Annotated in this window: 11 protein-coding genes; 2 read left to right on the top strand and 9 right to left on the bottom strand. The window is 48.4% G+C overall.

The window, feature by feature from the left end:
• Positions 1-66: 66 nt before the first annotated feature.
• From QMA39_RS09050 to QMA39_RS09080, 7 genes are all read right to left on the bottom strand, one after another.
• The gene (locus QMA39_RS09050; RefSeq protein WP_281658468.1) at positions 67-423 is read right to left on the bottom strand and encodes a phage holin family protein; all 357 of its coding nucleotides are present in this window, start codon (positions 421-423) and stop codon (positions 67-69) included.
• A 27-nt stretch (positions 424-450) separates the two neighbouring features.
• On the bottom strand, positions 451-1,479 hold the full coding sequence (locus tag QMA39_RS09055; protein WP_281658469.1) for a DUF4097 family beta strand repeat-containing protein: 1,029 nt from the start codon (positions 1,477-1,479) through the stop codon (positions 451-453).
• A 104-nt stretch (positions 1,480-1,583) separates the two neighbouring features.
• Complete coding sequence (gene bshB2 / locus QMA39_RS09060) at positions 1,584-2,237, bottom strand: bacillithiol biosynthesis deacetylase BshB2 (protein ID WP_281658470.1); 654 nt, start codon at positions 2,235-2,237, stop codon at positions 1,584-1,586.
• Entirely contained in the window at positions 2,230-2,601 is a 372-nt protein-coding gene (locus QMA39_RS09065; protein ID WP_027956289.1) for a YojF family protein, read from the bottom strand. The genes bshB2 and QMA39_RS09065 overlap by 8 nt, the downstream gene beginning before the upstream one ends.
• Before the next feature lie 66 nt (positions 2,602-2,667).
• Entirely contained in the window at positions 2,668-5,544 is a 2,877-nt protein-coding gene (gene uvrA, locus QMA39_RS09070; RefSeq protein ID WP_281658471.1) for an excinuclease ABC subunit UvrA, read from the bottom strand.
• A 6-nt stretch (positions 5,545-5,550) separates the two neighbouring features.
• A complete protein-coding gene (gene uvrB / locus QMA39_RS09075) occupies positions 5,551-7,530 on the bottom strand; it encodes an excinuclease ABC subunit UvrB (protein WP_206933484.1) in 1,980 nt (659 codons plus the stop codon).
• Positions 7,531-7,713: 183 nt separating this feature from the next.
• Positions 7,714-9,297: a peptide chain release factor 3 gene (locus QMA39_RS09080; protein ID WP_027956286.1), complete on the bottom strand. Its 1,584-nt coding sequence runs from the start codon at positions 9,295-9,297 to the stop codon at positions 7,714-7,716.
• 261 nt (positions 9,298-9,558) lie between these two features.
• Between QMA39_RS09080 and QMA39_RS09085 the strand changes: the two genes are divergently transcribed.
• Positions 9,559-12,762, top strand: coding sequence for a DEAD/DEAH box helicase (locus QMA39_RS09085; protein ID WP_281658472.1), 3,204 nt, complete (start codon positions 9,559-9,561; stop codon positions 12,760-12,762).
• Positions 12,763-12,804: 42 nt separating this feature from the next.
• Here QMA39_RS09085 and QMA39_RS09090 read toward each other — a convergent pair whose 3' ends face one another.
• Positions 12,805-13,695, bottom strand: a complete 891-nt coding sequence (locus QMA39_RS09090) for a COX15/CtaA family protein (RefSeq protein ID WP_027956284.1) — start codon at positions 13,693-13,695, stop codon at positions 12,805-12,807.
• Positions 13,696-13,799: 104 nt separating this feature from the next.
• Positions 13,800-14,354, bottom strand: a complete 555-nt coding sequence (locus tag QMA39_RS09095; protein WP_281658473.1) for a metal-dependent hydrolase — start codon at positions 14,352-14,354, stop codon at positions 13,800-13,802.
• 85 nt (positions 14,355-14,439) lie between these two features.
• Here QMA39_RS09095 and QMA39_RS09100 point away from each other — a divergent pair, with 85 nt between their 5' ends.
• Complete coding sequence (locus tag QMA39_RS09100; protein WP_027956282.1) at positions 14,440-15,087, top strand: haloacid dehalogenase type II; 648 nt, start codon at positions 14,440-14,442, stop codon at positions 15,085-15,087.
• Positions 15,088-15,092: the final 5 nt, after the last annotated feature.

A 15,092-nucleotide genomic window follows, 5' to 3' on the forward strand; every position in this document is an offset into this window, starting at 1 on the left:
ATCAGTATAGACATAAAATAGGTTCTGCGCATAAAAAAACCGTACGGATTTCTCCGTACGGCTGAATCAGGATTTCTTCATATCCTTCAACAGGCTGTTCAGTACCAGGTTCAAGAAAGAAATGATGACCGCGGCAAGGATCGTCATGCCAAATCCATCAATATCGAATGTACTTCCGAGGAACAAGTCGGTCAGAGCCAGTGTGATGGCGTTGATCACAAACAGGAACAATCCGAGCGAAACAATCGTAATCGGAAGAGTCAAAATGACGAGAAATGGACGGACGACCGCATTAAGGATCGAAAGGATGAATGCGGCAAGCAAAGCACCGCCCACACCATCAATCTGGACACTTTCGAGCAGGGCTCCGACAGCAATAATGGCAACAGCATTCACTAAAATATGCAGCAGCCAGTTTTTCATAACACTCACCTCAATTTTCCCACTGTTTTAAAGCTGGACAGGTGGCTGAACCTTCACTGAACCAGTCTTCGTCTCTGCTTCTATATGATAAACATCTTCAAATTGTTCATACGCTTCGAATTCCAGCGTCTTATTCATAACGTCTTTCTTGTCTTTCAGGATTTTATAATTATCAAGGCTGCACTGAAGGGAACCGAATTTCGTTTTCAGAATCCCGTCGACTTTACGCTCCACGGGAAGAGAAACCTGGATGGCCCCTGCTGTCGTTTTTAAAAAGGCGGTATGCGCTGTACTTCCTTTGTGGTCGACGGTAATCCCTCCGCTCACAGAGGATCCATCAATTTTCCCGAATGTCCCTTCAAGGGTCACCGGCCCGTTGATCGTATCTGCTTCCAACTGATCAAACACACCTTCTTCGAGCTTGATCAACCCGTTGGCCGTATGAATTTTGCAGCTTCTGCCTTTCAGGCGGGCTCCTTTGACAGAACCGTTGGAGGTTTTCAAATGGAAATGCTCTCCTTCCAGGCCTTCCGCGTGCAGGGGGCCGTTCTGGAGCTGAGCTTTAATAAATTCATAGGAGCGTTTCGGTAAGTAAAGATCTGTATGCATTTTGATTTTCTTGGAAGGACTGGCCAAACGAAGCAGGCCATATTTGATGTCGAATTGAACATCTCCGTATACACGTTCCTTCGCTTCTTCTTCTGAGGCCGCCTGATACACTTTGATTCTGGAGGAGGCCTTCACCTGATCCTCCTCCCAGGAGTAGACATGGAGGGAACCGTTGGCAATCATTAGATCCACTTCCTTCAAGTCGCCAGCATCAAGCAGGGAATCTTCCTTAATCTCCACCGATTCTCCAAAAGCAAGATCAAAGTCGGCGTTCTTAATTTTATCGACCGCGTCATCAAGAAAGTTCACAATGCCGTACTTTTTCTTCTCCGGCTGATCCTCTCCTTCACGTTCCAGAGCACTTAAAAGCTTCGCACCTTCTTCTGCATTGATCGTTCCCTTTTCAATCATCTCCAAAATTTTCATACGTTCTTCATTTACCGGCATACATTCACTCTCCTTTACCTATCTATGTACGTTGTTCCCATAAAAAAAGATTCAAAAACAAAAAACCATGGATCCGACGTAAAGTCTGATCCATGGCTGCTATGTTAAAAGTGCCAGCGGTAAAATCGTTCTGTTTTCAATCGTTCCAGCTGTTCAGCGGCCTGATCATGATTTTCAATCAAACTCATCATTCCGTCCGCCTGGGAAAGGTGGGCCTGAATCGCTGCAAGCTTCCTTTCCCAATAAGGGCGGATATCATAGACGATATCCGGTTCCCCTAATACATCCGCATGGCCGTTTGAGATGGCATGCATCCATACATCCGGGCGCGAGGTCTCTTCCATCAGTTTGACGGCCTCGACCGCTGCGGCTCCGAGAGCATCATGATCCGGATGGACCGCGTACCCCGGATAATGCGTGATGACCACTGTCGCCTCCAGCTCTTCCAGTCTTTTCTTCAAATGAGACGCTACCTGATCACGCGGTTCAAATTCAAGCGTCTTATCCCGGTAGCCGAGAAACTCCACTTCAATATCAAGTTGTCTGGCTGCTTCCTTTAATTCCTGTCTGCGGAATGTGGACAACGTCTCTCTGTTAGCAAAAACCGGACTTCCCATATTCCGTCCCATTTCTCCCAATGTTCCACAAAGGTATGTGACCGGAACCCCTTCATCCCTGAATTTAGAGATGGTGCCGGAAGCACCAAAGGACTCGTCATCCGGATGTGGGAAAATGACGACCACATGCCCTTTACTCATCAGGATCCGCTCCGTGTGAGAATGGGGTCTCACTGATTTCCAAAGCGACCATCAAGCGTCCTTCGCGGTCATGACCCGCCATCAGCAGACGGCCTTTTTCATCGATTTCATAATCGCTCAGCCCTTCGGCGTACACCCATCCGAGATCAAGTTTAAGACCTACGCGGTAGCTGCCGCCCGTGCTGACGATTTTTCCGTGTTGATAAGAAACTTCCGCATTACGGATGAAAGCTCCCACGTTATAGGCATTCTCATCGAAGTGACTGGCATAAGCACCATTGGTTGTTTCCAAATGCACGTATACCGTTTTATTGGCTAACTGGTTGATTTTATCCTGAACTTTGTTCGGTTGTATTGATTCCACTCGTATTCCTCCCGTCCAACCATTCTTGTTTAACGATACTCAATTTGGCGGCGGGCGTCAAAACATCTACTTGCCGGCCACTTGTTCACGACTATCCATCTGCTTTTCCATACGCTCGCGGTCTCTCTCCAGAACAGGCTTCAAATACCGCCCTGTATAGGAAACCTCCTGCTCTGCGACGTGTTCAGGCGTTCCACTCGCAATGATCCGTCCGCCATTTCCGCCGCCTTCCGGTCCTAGGTCAATAATGTGATCTGCTTCTTTGATGACATCAAGGTTGTGTTCAATGACAAGCACCGAGTCCCCATTATCAACGAGACGCTGGAGAACTTTCAGGAGACGTGAAATATCATCCACATGAAGGCCGGTCGTCGGCTCATCCAAAATGTAGAAGGATTTTCCGTTGGATCGGCGGTGCAGTTCACTCGCAAGCTTCACACGCTGGGCTTCCCCGCCGGACAACGTTGTAGCCGGCTGGCCGAGTTTAATATATTCCAGACCGACATCAGCAACCGTCTGCAGTTTGCGCTTAATTTTCGGAATGTTGGAGAAGAACTCCAGCGCTTCTTCAATCGTCATCGCCAGAACATCTGCGATGCTCTTGTTTTTATATTTCACTTCCAGCGTTTCTCTGTTGTACCGTTTACCGTCACAGACTTCGCAGGGAACATAAACATCCGGGAGGAAGTGCATTTCAATTTTGATGATTCCGTCTCCGCGGCAGGCTTCACACCGTCCACCCTTGACGTTGAAACTGAAGCGGCCTTTTTTATATCCGCGGATTTTCGCTTCATTCGTCTGTGCAAACACATCACGGATATCATCAAAGACACCTGTATAGGTCGCCGGGTTGGATCTTGGTGTCCTTCCAATCGGCGACTGGTCGATATCAATGACCTTGTCCAGGTGCTCTATGCCTTCGACAGATTTGTGCTGTCCCGGTTTCTGCTTTCCGTTATGAAGCTTCATAGACAGTGTCTTGTAGAGGATTTCGTTGATGAGCGTACTTTTCCCCGACCCGGAAACTCCTGTCACAGCCGTGAAAACACCGAGCGGAATATCGGCATTCACTTTTTTCAGGTTGTTTTCCTCCGCTCCTTTCACTTTCAAGGAGCGGCCGTCGGATTTCCGTCGTTCAGAAGGCAGGGGAATGAACTGCCGGCCGGATAAATACTGGCCTGTCAGGGACTTGCGGTTTTTCATGACCTGCTTTGGTGTCCCCTGAGTAACGATATTTCCGCCGTGGGCGCCTGCGCCCGGCCCGATATCAATCAAGTAGTCCGCAGCAAGCATGGTATCTTCATCGTGTTCCACGACAATCAAAGTATTGTCCAGGTCACGCATCCGCTTCAACGTATTGATCAGACGGTCATTATCCCGCTGATGCAGACCGATGGAAGGCTCATCCAGCACATAAAGAACGCCGGTGAGGGCGGAACCGATCTGGGTCGCCAGTCTGATCCGCTGTGCTTCACCACCGGACAGCGTACCGGCAGAACGGGACAGCGTTAAATAGTCCAGGCCGACATTGGCAAGGAAGCTGAGTCGTTCACAGATTTCCTTCAAAATCATCCGGGCGATCGTTTCTTCTTTTTCGGTCAGTTCAACAGATTCAAAGAACTCTTTGGCCTCTGTTACGGAAAAATCAGTGGTTGTACCAATATGGCTGCCGTTAATCAAGACGGACAGAGCCTCTTCATTCAAACGGTTGCCTTTACATTTCGGACACGGCTTCTGAGCCATGTATTTCTCCATCTGTTCACGAATGTAATCAGAACTCGTTTCCCTGTACCGGCGGGAAATGTTCGGAATGACACCCTCGAAGAAAATTTCGTTCTCACGTACTTTGCCGAAGTCATTTTCATAGCGGAAGTAGACTTTTTCATCTCCACTTCCGTAAAGAATACGTTCTTTATGCTCTTCAGGAAGATCACGGAACGGTTTATCCATATCAATACCGTAATGATCCGCTACGCTTTTCAGAAGCTGCGGGTAATATTGGGAGCTCTGAGGTTCCCATGCAGCAATCGCATGTTCATTCAGGGAACGTCCCCAGTCCGGAATGACAAGATCAATGTCGACTTCCAGCTGAGTGCCGAGTCCATCACAGCGGCTGCAGGCACCATACGGACTGTTGAAGGAGAACATCCTCGGCTCCAATTCACTGACGGAGAATCCACAGATCGGGCAGGCATGATGCTCGCTGAATGTAAGTTCTTCTTCTCCGATGACATCGACAATCGTATTCCCATTCCCAAGATTCAACGCTGTTTCCAACGAATCTGACAGACGTCCTTCGACACTGTCTTTAATGACAATCCGGTCGATGACCACTTCAATGGAATGCTTTTTGTTTTTTTCGAGTTTTATTTCCTCGGAAATTTCCCGCATTTCCCCATCGACTCGAAGGCGGATATACCCTTCCTTCTGGAGCTGCTCAAACACTTTCACATGCTCACCCTTACGACCGGAAACGACCGGGGCAAGAATCTGCATTTTCGTGCGCTCCGGATATTCCATCAAACGATCCACCATCTGCTGGACGGTCTGGGAACTGATTTCAATGCCGTGGTTCGGACAGGTCGGGCGTCCGATCCTGGCAAATAACAGACGGAGATAGTCGTAGATCTCCGTTACCGTTCCGACCGTGGAACGCGGGTTGCGGCTTGTCGTTTTCTGATCGATGGAAATGGCCGGCGACAGACCTTCAATCGAGTCTACATCCGGCTTGTCCATCTGTCCGAGAAACTGACGGGCATAGGCACTTAAGGACTCTACATAACGACGCTGTCCTTCCGCATAAATCGTATCAAAAGCCAGTGATGATTTTCCGGACCCGGATAAACCCGTCATGACGACGAGTTTATTCTTCGGGATATCAATATCTATATTTTTTAAATTGTGGGCACGGGCTCCCCGAACGCTGATATGTTTACTGGGCATACTCCATCATCCCTCCGCTTTTAATTCCAGCAGAATGTCGCGCAGCTCAGCGGCCCGTTCAAAGTCGAGGTCACGCGCAGCCTGCTTCATTTCTGTTTCCATATTGTCGATCATTTCCTGACGTTCCTTCTTCGTCATTTCTGAAGGCTTCTTGCCTGTCTCATAGCTGATATCTTCTTCAGCGACGGCAGTTGCCTTAATCACATCACGGACCTCTTTCTTAATGGTCTGTGGTGTAATGCCGTGCTCTTCATTGTAAGCCATCTGTTTTTCACGACGGCGGTAGGTTTCATCGATAGCATACTGCATGGATTTCGTCATCTTATCCGCGTACATGATGACTCTGCCTTTTTCGTTACGTGCAGCACGGCCGATCGTCTGAATCAGAGAGCGGTCGGAACGCAGGAAGCCTTCTTTATCCGCGTCCAAAATGGTAACGAGTGACACTTCAGGAATGTCCAGACCTTCACGCAGCAGGTTGATTCCTACAATGACATCGTATTTACCGACCCGCAGATCACGGATGATTTCAATACGTTCCAGTGTTTTAATCTCCGAGTGCAGATATGCCACCTTAATCCCGAGGTCCTTCAAGTAGGCCGTCAGATCCTCAGACATTTTCTTCGTCAGGGTCGTGACAAGCACGCGCTCGCCCTCATCTTTCCGCTTATTAATCTCCCCGACAAGATCATCAATCTGACCGTGGATCGGGCGTACTTCAATTTCAGGATCAAGCAGTCCTGTCGGCCGGATGATCTGTTCGATCATTTCGGGAGTATGTTCAATCTCATAAGGTCCAGGTGTTGCCGATACATAAGCGATCCGGTTGATATGCTCCTCAAATTCAGGGAACATGAGCGGCCGGTTATCAAGAGCCGATGGAAGTCTGAACCCGTGATCAACAAGCACCTGCTTACGGGCACGGTCCCCGTTGTACATCCCTCTTACCTGGGGAAGGGTCACGTGCGACTCATCAACCATAATTAAGAAATCGTCGGGAAAGAAGTCAAGCAGCGTATAAGGTGTCGCGCCTTCTTCGCGGAACGTCAAGTGACGGGAGTAGTTCTCGATACCGGAACAGAATCCCATCTCTCTCATCATTTCCAGATCATAGTTCGTCCGCTGCTCGAGACGCTGGGCTTCCAGCAGCTTTTCCTGGTCACGCAGTTCTTTTACACGCGCTTCCATTTCTGCTTCAATGTTGGCAATGGCTTTTTTTAATTTTTCTTCACGTGTGACGAAGTGGGAAGCCGGGAAGATGGCGACATGCTCTCGTTCCCCTGTCACTTCACCTGTCAGCACATCCACCTCACGAATCCGGTCGATTTCATCTCCGAAAAACTCCACACGAATGGCATGCTCTTCTCTGGAGGCGGGGATGATTTCTACAGAATCTCCGCGGACACGGAACGTTCCGCGCTGGAAATCGATGTCGTTACGGGCATATTGAATATCTACAAGCTCGCGGAGAAGCTGATCTCTGTCCTTTTCCATACCGGAACGGACGGAAAGCACCTGGCTCCGGTATTCTTCTGGAGAACCGAGGCCGTAAATGCAGGAGACACTGGCAACGATGATGACATCATTGCGCTCGAACAACGATGAGGTAGCCGAGTGTCGAAGCTTATCAATCTCATCATTGATGCTGGCGTCTTTTTCTATGAAGGTATCGGAAGAGGGAACATACGCTTCCGGCTGATAGTAATCATAATAGCTGACAAAGTACTCGACAGCATTGTTGGGAAAGAATTCCTTGAATTCACTGTACAGCTGTCCAGCCAGTGTTTTGTTATGGGCAATAATTAAGGTCGGTTTGTTCACCTGTGCAATGACATTGGACATCGTAAACGTTTTTCCGGTACCTGTTGCGCCCAGAAGTGTCTGGTGCTTTTTCCCGTTCTGGATCCCCTCGACCATTTTTTCAATGGCTTTCGGCTGATCTCCCTGTGGGGAAAATTTCGAAACTAACTCAAACTTCTCATCCACGACGAAAACCTCCGTTCCTTACTAGTTACACTTTAGTTTACCACATCAGTTTATCATTCTAACATCCATCGAACAAACATTCGGTCCTGGTTATCCAAAAGATGTTTCTAACCATTCATTATACCCACCTTCAGCCATATAAAAAGCACTCTGCTCAACGCAGAGTGCTTTATTTTCATTTTGTTAGAATGTCTGGTTATACTGGTTCACTTCAAATAAATCGGTCAGTTCAATATCCGGATTCTTATCCTTGAACCAACGGAGGGAGAAGTCATTTTTGAACAGGACAAGCGGATTGCCTTCCCGATCTTCGGCAAGCATGTTCCGTTCATCGAACAATGATTCATCCACCTGATCCTCATTCAACCAGCGTGGGATCCTTTCCCCAAGCTGTGTCAATTCAATATCTACATTGTATTCGTTTTTCATACGGTATTCGAACACTTCGTATTGAAGTTCACCGACCGCTCCGATGATGTAATCCTCAAAGCGGTAGCGTTTAAACAGCTGGATCGCGCCTTCCTGCACGAGCTGCTCGAGCCCTTTACGGAACTGTTTGGACTTCATGACGTTTTTTGCGGTCACCTTTTTAAAGATTTCAGGCGGGAACTGTGGCAGTTCATCATACTGGAACTTGGATTTCCCTGTAACGATCGTGTCACCGATCCGGTACACGTTCGGATCATAGATACCGATGATATCTCCGGCATAGCCTTCCTCGACCGTTCCTCTTGAAGAAGCAACAAACTGCTGGGACTGGGCGAGCTTAAAGGATTTCCCAGTTCTTGAAAGCGTCACGTTCATCCCCCGCTCGAATTTGCCGGAGCAGATTCGGACGAAGGCTACACGGTCGCGGTGCTGCGGGTTCATATTCGCCTGGATCTTAAAGATGAATCCGGAGAACTCCTCGTGATCCGGTGAGACGACGCCTTCTGTCGACTTCCTTGGCGCAGGCTCCGGTGCCATATCAATGAAGCTGTTGAAGAATGTTTCCACACCGAACGGGGCCAGGGCACTTCCGAAGAAGACAGGGGTCTGTTCTCCGCGCATGACTTTATCCATATCGAAATCTTCCCCGGCTTCATCCACAAGCATCATTTCTTCTTCCGCTTCCTTATACGTTGCGTTTTCGGTCAGCTCCGGATGCTGGTCAAGTTCAGCATAAGGAATATATTCTTCTTCCTCATTCCCTGTGTACTGGACGAACTGCTCGTTCTGGCGGTCAAACACACCAAGGAAACGCTTGCCCATCCCTGCCGGCCATGTCATTGGATAGGTTTCGATGTTCAGTGTCTCTTCGATTTCTTCCATCAATTCAAACGGCTCGCGGCCTTCCCGGTCCATTTTGTTAATGAAAGTGAAGATGGGAATCCCGCGCATCTTACACACCTTAAATAGTTTCAAGGTCTGGGCTTCGATTCCTTTTGTTCCGTCAATAACCATGACCACACTGTCTACGGCTGTCAACGTCCGGTACGTATCCTCACTGAAGTCTTCGTGACCAGGTGTGTCGAGAATATTGACTTGATAGTCTTTATAAGGGAAGTTCATCACACTGGAAGTTACGGAAATTCCACGCTGTTTCTCAATTTCCATCCAGTCGGATGTGGCGAATTTTCCGGTTTTTTTCCCTTTGACTGTACCCGCAGAACGGATCAAGTTACCCAGTAAAAGCATTTTCTCCGTCATCGTCGTTTTACCGGCGTCCGGGTGGGAGATAATAGCAAACGTGCGGCGTTTTTTCATTTCATTTTGTATATCATTCATCGTGATATCCTCCGTCGTATTAAAAATTTCTATATGAATGGGGTGGAAAGGATATACGTCCTACATGATCTGATTCACTCCATAAAAAAAGCGCTCAGACTTATAAGCGCCTTCCTCGTATTTTTTATATGATACATTGAAAGTTAGCATAACCAACCATTAAAATCAATCACCAGAACAGGATTCCAAAGGCTGGGGCGTTCTCCTGGACCGCTTAAACCTGTTATAATGAAACTAAAACTGAGAGTAAGGATGCCAAGTATGCAGAGCTACTTATTACAACCGAAAGATATAAAGAAAATTACCGGTGAAGCCTTTTATTCACGAGGAAAACAATATTTTGAATCCGGCAAAGTGTACGGCCTTTCCCATAACAGCGCCATCCATTCCTGGCGTGCTGTTGTTGCGGGCACTCATGATTATGAGGTGCGCGTCTTCTTTTTTGAGGATGATGATGTGGAAGCCACGTGTGAGTGTGCCGCCTACTCCACCTATTATACGTGCAAGCATATCGCCGCGGTACTGATTGCCATCCGCGAAAGAGCCCTGGAGGAGCTTGCTCCGAAACTGGCTGACAAGGGCCGGAGCCGTTCGCCCCGGACGACAAGCCAGGACCGGATGTTTGCGGTCAGTCTATTCGAAGCCTTCCGTCAAAAACAGGAAAGCCGGACAGGGATGGACACGAAAAAGCCGCTGCGCATTCAATATTCCCTGCACATCCAATCCATTCTCGGCGCACGCAGCCTCGGGATTGAATTGAAGCTTGGAGAGAAATACCCCTACGTCATCAAAAATATCCGCGAACTATTGGAGTACATCCGAAAGCAGCAGCCCTACCGTCTGACCAAATCGTTTACGTACGATCCTGCTGAACATACGTTTTCGGAAGAGGATCAGGCCATATTCCAGCTGCTTCAAAGGGCGTATGAGCAGGAGCAGTTTTTTGAACAGCAGTGGAATACCGCTGAACAGAAGATCTTGAAAATCTCCCCCGCCCTCGTCCACCAGCTTCTGCCCCTGTTGGAAAAGCAGAAGGCGGAGGTCATCGAGCGCGGCAGCCAGGCGGGTCTACTCCATTACGAAGAGTCTTTTCCTGATTTAACGTTTTATGTATCGGAAGAGCGCGGACATTTCCACATGCATATGAACCATTTAAAGGATTATGATTATTTATCTGATTACCATCTGCTTTATAAGGAAGGAAGCTTCTATCCCGTCGCTCAGGAAAAGGAGGAAGTGATCCGGACGCTGTATTCCATCCTTCCCTACAACTCCAACGGCAGCCATACGATCAGCCATAATGATATGGAAGGAATCGTTTCGTATGTCCTGCCGGAACTGGAAACGATTGCTGATGTGAATCTGGACACGTCCGCCCAGCAGAAAATCAACCAGGAAGACCTCCGGGCTGAAGTGTATCTTGATTTCCAGCAGTGGACATTAACGATCGATGTGAAATTTCATTACGGTGACCTCGTCATTGACCCTTTTAACGATAAGGAACGCCCGGGACAGACCATTGTTCAGCGCGACTTCGAGACGGAGCAGAACATCATGCAGATTATTGAATCCGCCGAATTCAAATTTGATGGGGAGATGGTGTATTTAGAAGACGAGGATAGCTTGGAAACGTTCCTCTATCAATACCTGCCATCTTTAAAGAATTACAGTGACGTATTTTTATCCGGAGCGGTCCGGTCACTGTTTGATGATCAGCAGCATGAGCTGCAGGCATCGATTGACCTTGAATCCGATGGCAGCTGGCTCGATATCAGCTTTGCCATCGAAGGCATCAGCACGGACGATGTAACGGAAGCTTTAAAGGCGGTCATTGAACGGAAAAAATACTACCGATTATCCGATGGTGCGCTGATGTCCTTGACTTCTGATTCATTTGAGCGTTTCCAACAGCTTGTGGAGGACTTGAACTTAACCACCGGAGATGTGGAGGACAACCATTTTCAGGTTGCCGCTGCACGAAGCCTGCAGGTGGATGAAACGCTGGATACGAACCTTGCCGACCGCAGCAACCGTTATGAAGAACTGGTGACCCGGCTCCGGTCTCCTCAGTCCTTTGAAATTGATCCACCCGAGAACCTCCAGGCGGACCTTAGGTCGTATCAGCTGACAGGATTCCGGTGGATGAAGATGCTCAGTCATTACGGTCTCGGCGGCGTCCTCGCTGACGATATGGGGCTTGGTAAGACGCTGCAGACGATCTCCTACATTCTCGATGAAAAGCAGGAGGGGTCTTTAACCGCTCCAGCTGTTATCGTCGCTCCAGCCTCCCTTGTTTACAACTGGAAAAAGGAGCTCGAAAAATTCGCACCTTCCCTCACGGTGCAGGTAATGACCGGTGATCCTTCAGAACGCCAGGCCGCCTTTGAACAGGCAGAGGGTAAAGATGTCTGGATCACCTCCTATCCCCTGCTCCGTCAGGATATTAAGCAATACGAAGATAAGGACTTTCACGTCATGGTCCTTGATGAGTCCCAGGCCATCAAAAACGAATCAACGAAAACAGCCTCTTCCGTCCGGTCCTTGCGTGCGAGACACCGATTCGCATTGAGTGGAACGCCGATCGAAAACTCGCTGCAGGAACTGTGGTCGCTGTTCCGCGCCATTATGCCCGGATTCTTTACGAGTAAAAAGAAGTTCACGCAGCTGAAACCGGCAAAGATCTCACAAATGACCCGGCCGTTCATTCTGAGACGGATGAAAACCGAAGTGCTTGATGAACTCCCGGACAAAATTGATTCGGTTCAATACTCGGAGCTGACCCGTGAACAAAAAGAAGTGTACCTGGCTTATTTAGAACGAATCCAAAACGATATCCAGGAGACGATCGCTACGAAAGGGATTCAGCGCGGAAAACTGGAAATCCTTGCAGGACTTACACGGCTGCGGCAGATCTGCTGTCACCCCGCCCTGTTTCTTGAAAATTACGAAGGCCAGTCCGGAAAGCTGGAGCAATTGAAAGACCTGGCGGAGGAAATGAAAGCCGGCGGCCACCGGATGCTGATTTTCTCGCAGTTTTCCAGCATGCTGACCCTGATGCACAAAGAGCTGACTGACAAGGGTCTCGATGCCTTCTATTTAGATGGCAGTACAAAATCAGAAAAACGGATGGAAATGGTCGAAGCCTTCAACAACGGAGAAAAAGACGCCTTCTTTATTTCCTTGAAAGCCGGCGGGACCGGACTCAATCTGACCGGCGCCGATACGGTCATCCTTTATGACCTTTGGTGGAACCCGGCTATTGAAGAACAGGCAGCCGGCCGGGCCCACCGGATCGGTCAGGAAAAAGTCGTCCAGGTGATCCGGATGATATCCGAAGGAACGATCGAGGAGCGGATTTATCAGCTTCAACAGAAAAAACGCGACCTCGTCGATCAGATCATCCAGCCTGGAGAATCCATGCTTACATCACTGAGCGAAGAAGAAATCCAGCAGCTGTTTCAATAAATCCTCATAAAAAAGCACGAGCGGACGCATCCGCTCGTGCTTTTATTCTACCGTTAAGGACTTTTTCTGAAGTTTGAACCAGTACCCGCCCAGGATACAGGCGCCAATGGTCATCGTTATCGTGGAAATGATCATATGGATCGAGGATGCCAGTACGACATTCCCTGTCACTACAATGATGAATCCAACGGCCGCATTCATCAGGATCGAAATCAAATACAACCACGACAGCGAGATGTGATATTTGAACCTGGATGCGTAAATGACGAAATAAACAGCGGCTACGATAATGACGACCGTCGCCACCCAGTGCAGCGAATAGACAGCATTCGCCATTGATTCGCTTGTAATCAAATACTCCACGGCCGGAATGTCCATCATCACATTGCTGGCACGGCTGTGTTTAAAGAAGGCGCCTAAAATCACCTGCAGGACATACAGCCCGTAACCGATCAGGAACGTCCGGTAACTCATCGCAATGGAAGACCAGCGGCTCCTGTCCAGCTCGATTTTCGTCTCATGCAGACTGTAGCTCAGCAGCACAAGGACGACTAAAAGAAGCTGGCTGAATGTGACATCAAAGGTCGTAAATCCAGGCGGTGTCCCAAGCAGCACGTTCAATCCGCCAATAATGGACTGAAGAACGAGCAGGGCCAGACTGAGAACAGCGAGAACAAATACAGATTTATTTTTTCGGTACTTATAAATGGCTCCTATCGCATTGAGGCCCGTCAGTACAATAAGCAGCGGCACCATCAACCGGTGGGAATATTCGATAATGACGTGATAATCCGTGAAATCAGGAATGATCCGGTCATTACAAAACGGCCATGACGTTCCACACGCGTCCCCGGAGTCTGTCGCAACGACAAGATTTCCCAGGATAAGGGCGAGGAACGTGACAAACGTTGTAAGAATAGAAAATTTCTTCATCGTCTTACCCTTTCTCTATTTATATCATGAGATGTAACAGAAGAATTACATGTAAATCATATCATGAAAACAGTGGATTCGATAAAGGAAAGCGCACCCAACTCTCATGAACTTTTTGTGAACGAACGTTTGTCCTTCACTTTTTTCACGAACATATAGATGAGTGAGAGGACGATGAGCGTCGTATTAACAAGGGAAAAAGCCGCAGCATGGTAGTCATCGTCCCAATAGGAAACAGGTCCACGGAACGTGTAGCTGCTCACTGGGTAAAACATCGGCACGGCATCTTCCACATGGGTGAGCAGGTCCAGAACGATATGTCCAAGCCAGCCATAGGCAAGGGCTGTCCATGCGTTCAATTTCCTCCCCTTCCAAACGAGCAGCACAACAAAAACCACCGCCCAGACGAAAACAGAATGGCCGGCCTGGCGCAGAATAAAGACGACCGGGTGTTCAAATAGATCGTAGACCAGATGGAACAGCGAGCGCATCGGGTTCTCATCATCCGCTACCTCCCAGGCCCTTCTACTTACGCTCAAATATAAAAACATGACATAATAAACGATGTCTGGAAGGATACTTCCAAACACGAACCACCCGGTATATTTCTTTTTCCGGGTGGCGAAAAAGGTCCAGTATCCATGGTGTAACGTGTTCATGCGTTCATCTCCCTTATCTTCCCTCGACCATTGTTTATCCTTTCAGCCGCGAGGGAAACATACAACATGGAAAGGAGTCGAAGTTATGTATAAAGCTTACGTTTTTGACGCGTACGGCACAGTCTTTGACGTGCACAGCGTGATGGAAAAAATTCATCAGTTCTATCCGGAAAAAGGGGAAGCCATCAGTCAGAAATGGCGCAGTAACCAGATTCATTATTTCCTTGTCCGTCAGCTGATTCAAGATTACCGTCCTTTTACGGATATTACAAGATGGGCGCTTCTTGATGCCCTGTCCACAAGTGGTGTGGAAGTGAAAGAAGAGGTCGTGAGTGAGCTGATGGAGGAATACCAGCACCTTTCCCCTTATGAAGAAGTTGCTTCTATGAGCGAAAAGCATCCGGACAAGACGTTCACCATCTTTTCAAATGGAACGACCTCCATGCTTGAACCGCTCCTTGAAAATAACCAGCTGTCCGATACCTTCCAGCTGCTGAGTGCCGATGATGTTCAGGTGTACAAACCGCATCCGGAAGCTTATGCCTATGCTCAGGAAAAACTCGGACTGAAAAAAGAAGAAATTCTATTTTTCTCCAGCAATCCATGGGACATCACTGGAGCCACTTCCTACGGGTTCCATACCGCCTGGGTGAACCGGAAGGAACAAAAGTGGCCGGAACTCGGCATCGAACCGACTTATATCATTGATAACCTGACAAATATCCCACAATAAAGGAG

Source organism: Halobacillus sp. Cin3 (assembly GCF_947311855.1).
Classification (GTDB): domain Bacteria; phylum Bacillota; class Bacilli; order Bacillales; family Halobacillaceae; genus Halobacillus; species Halobacillus kuroshimensis.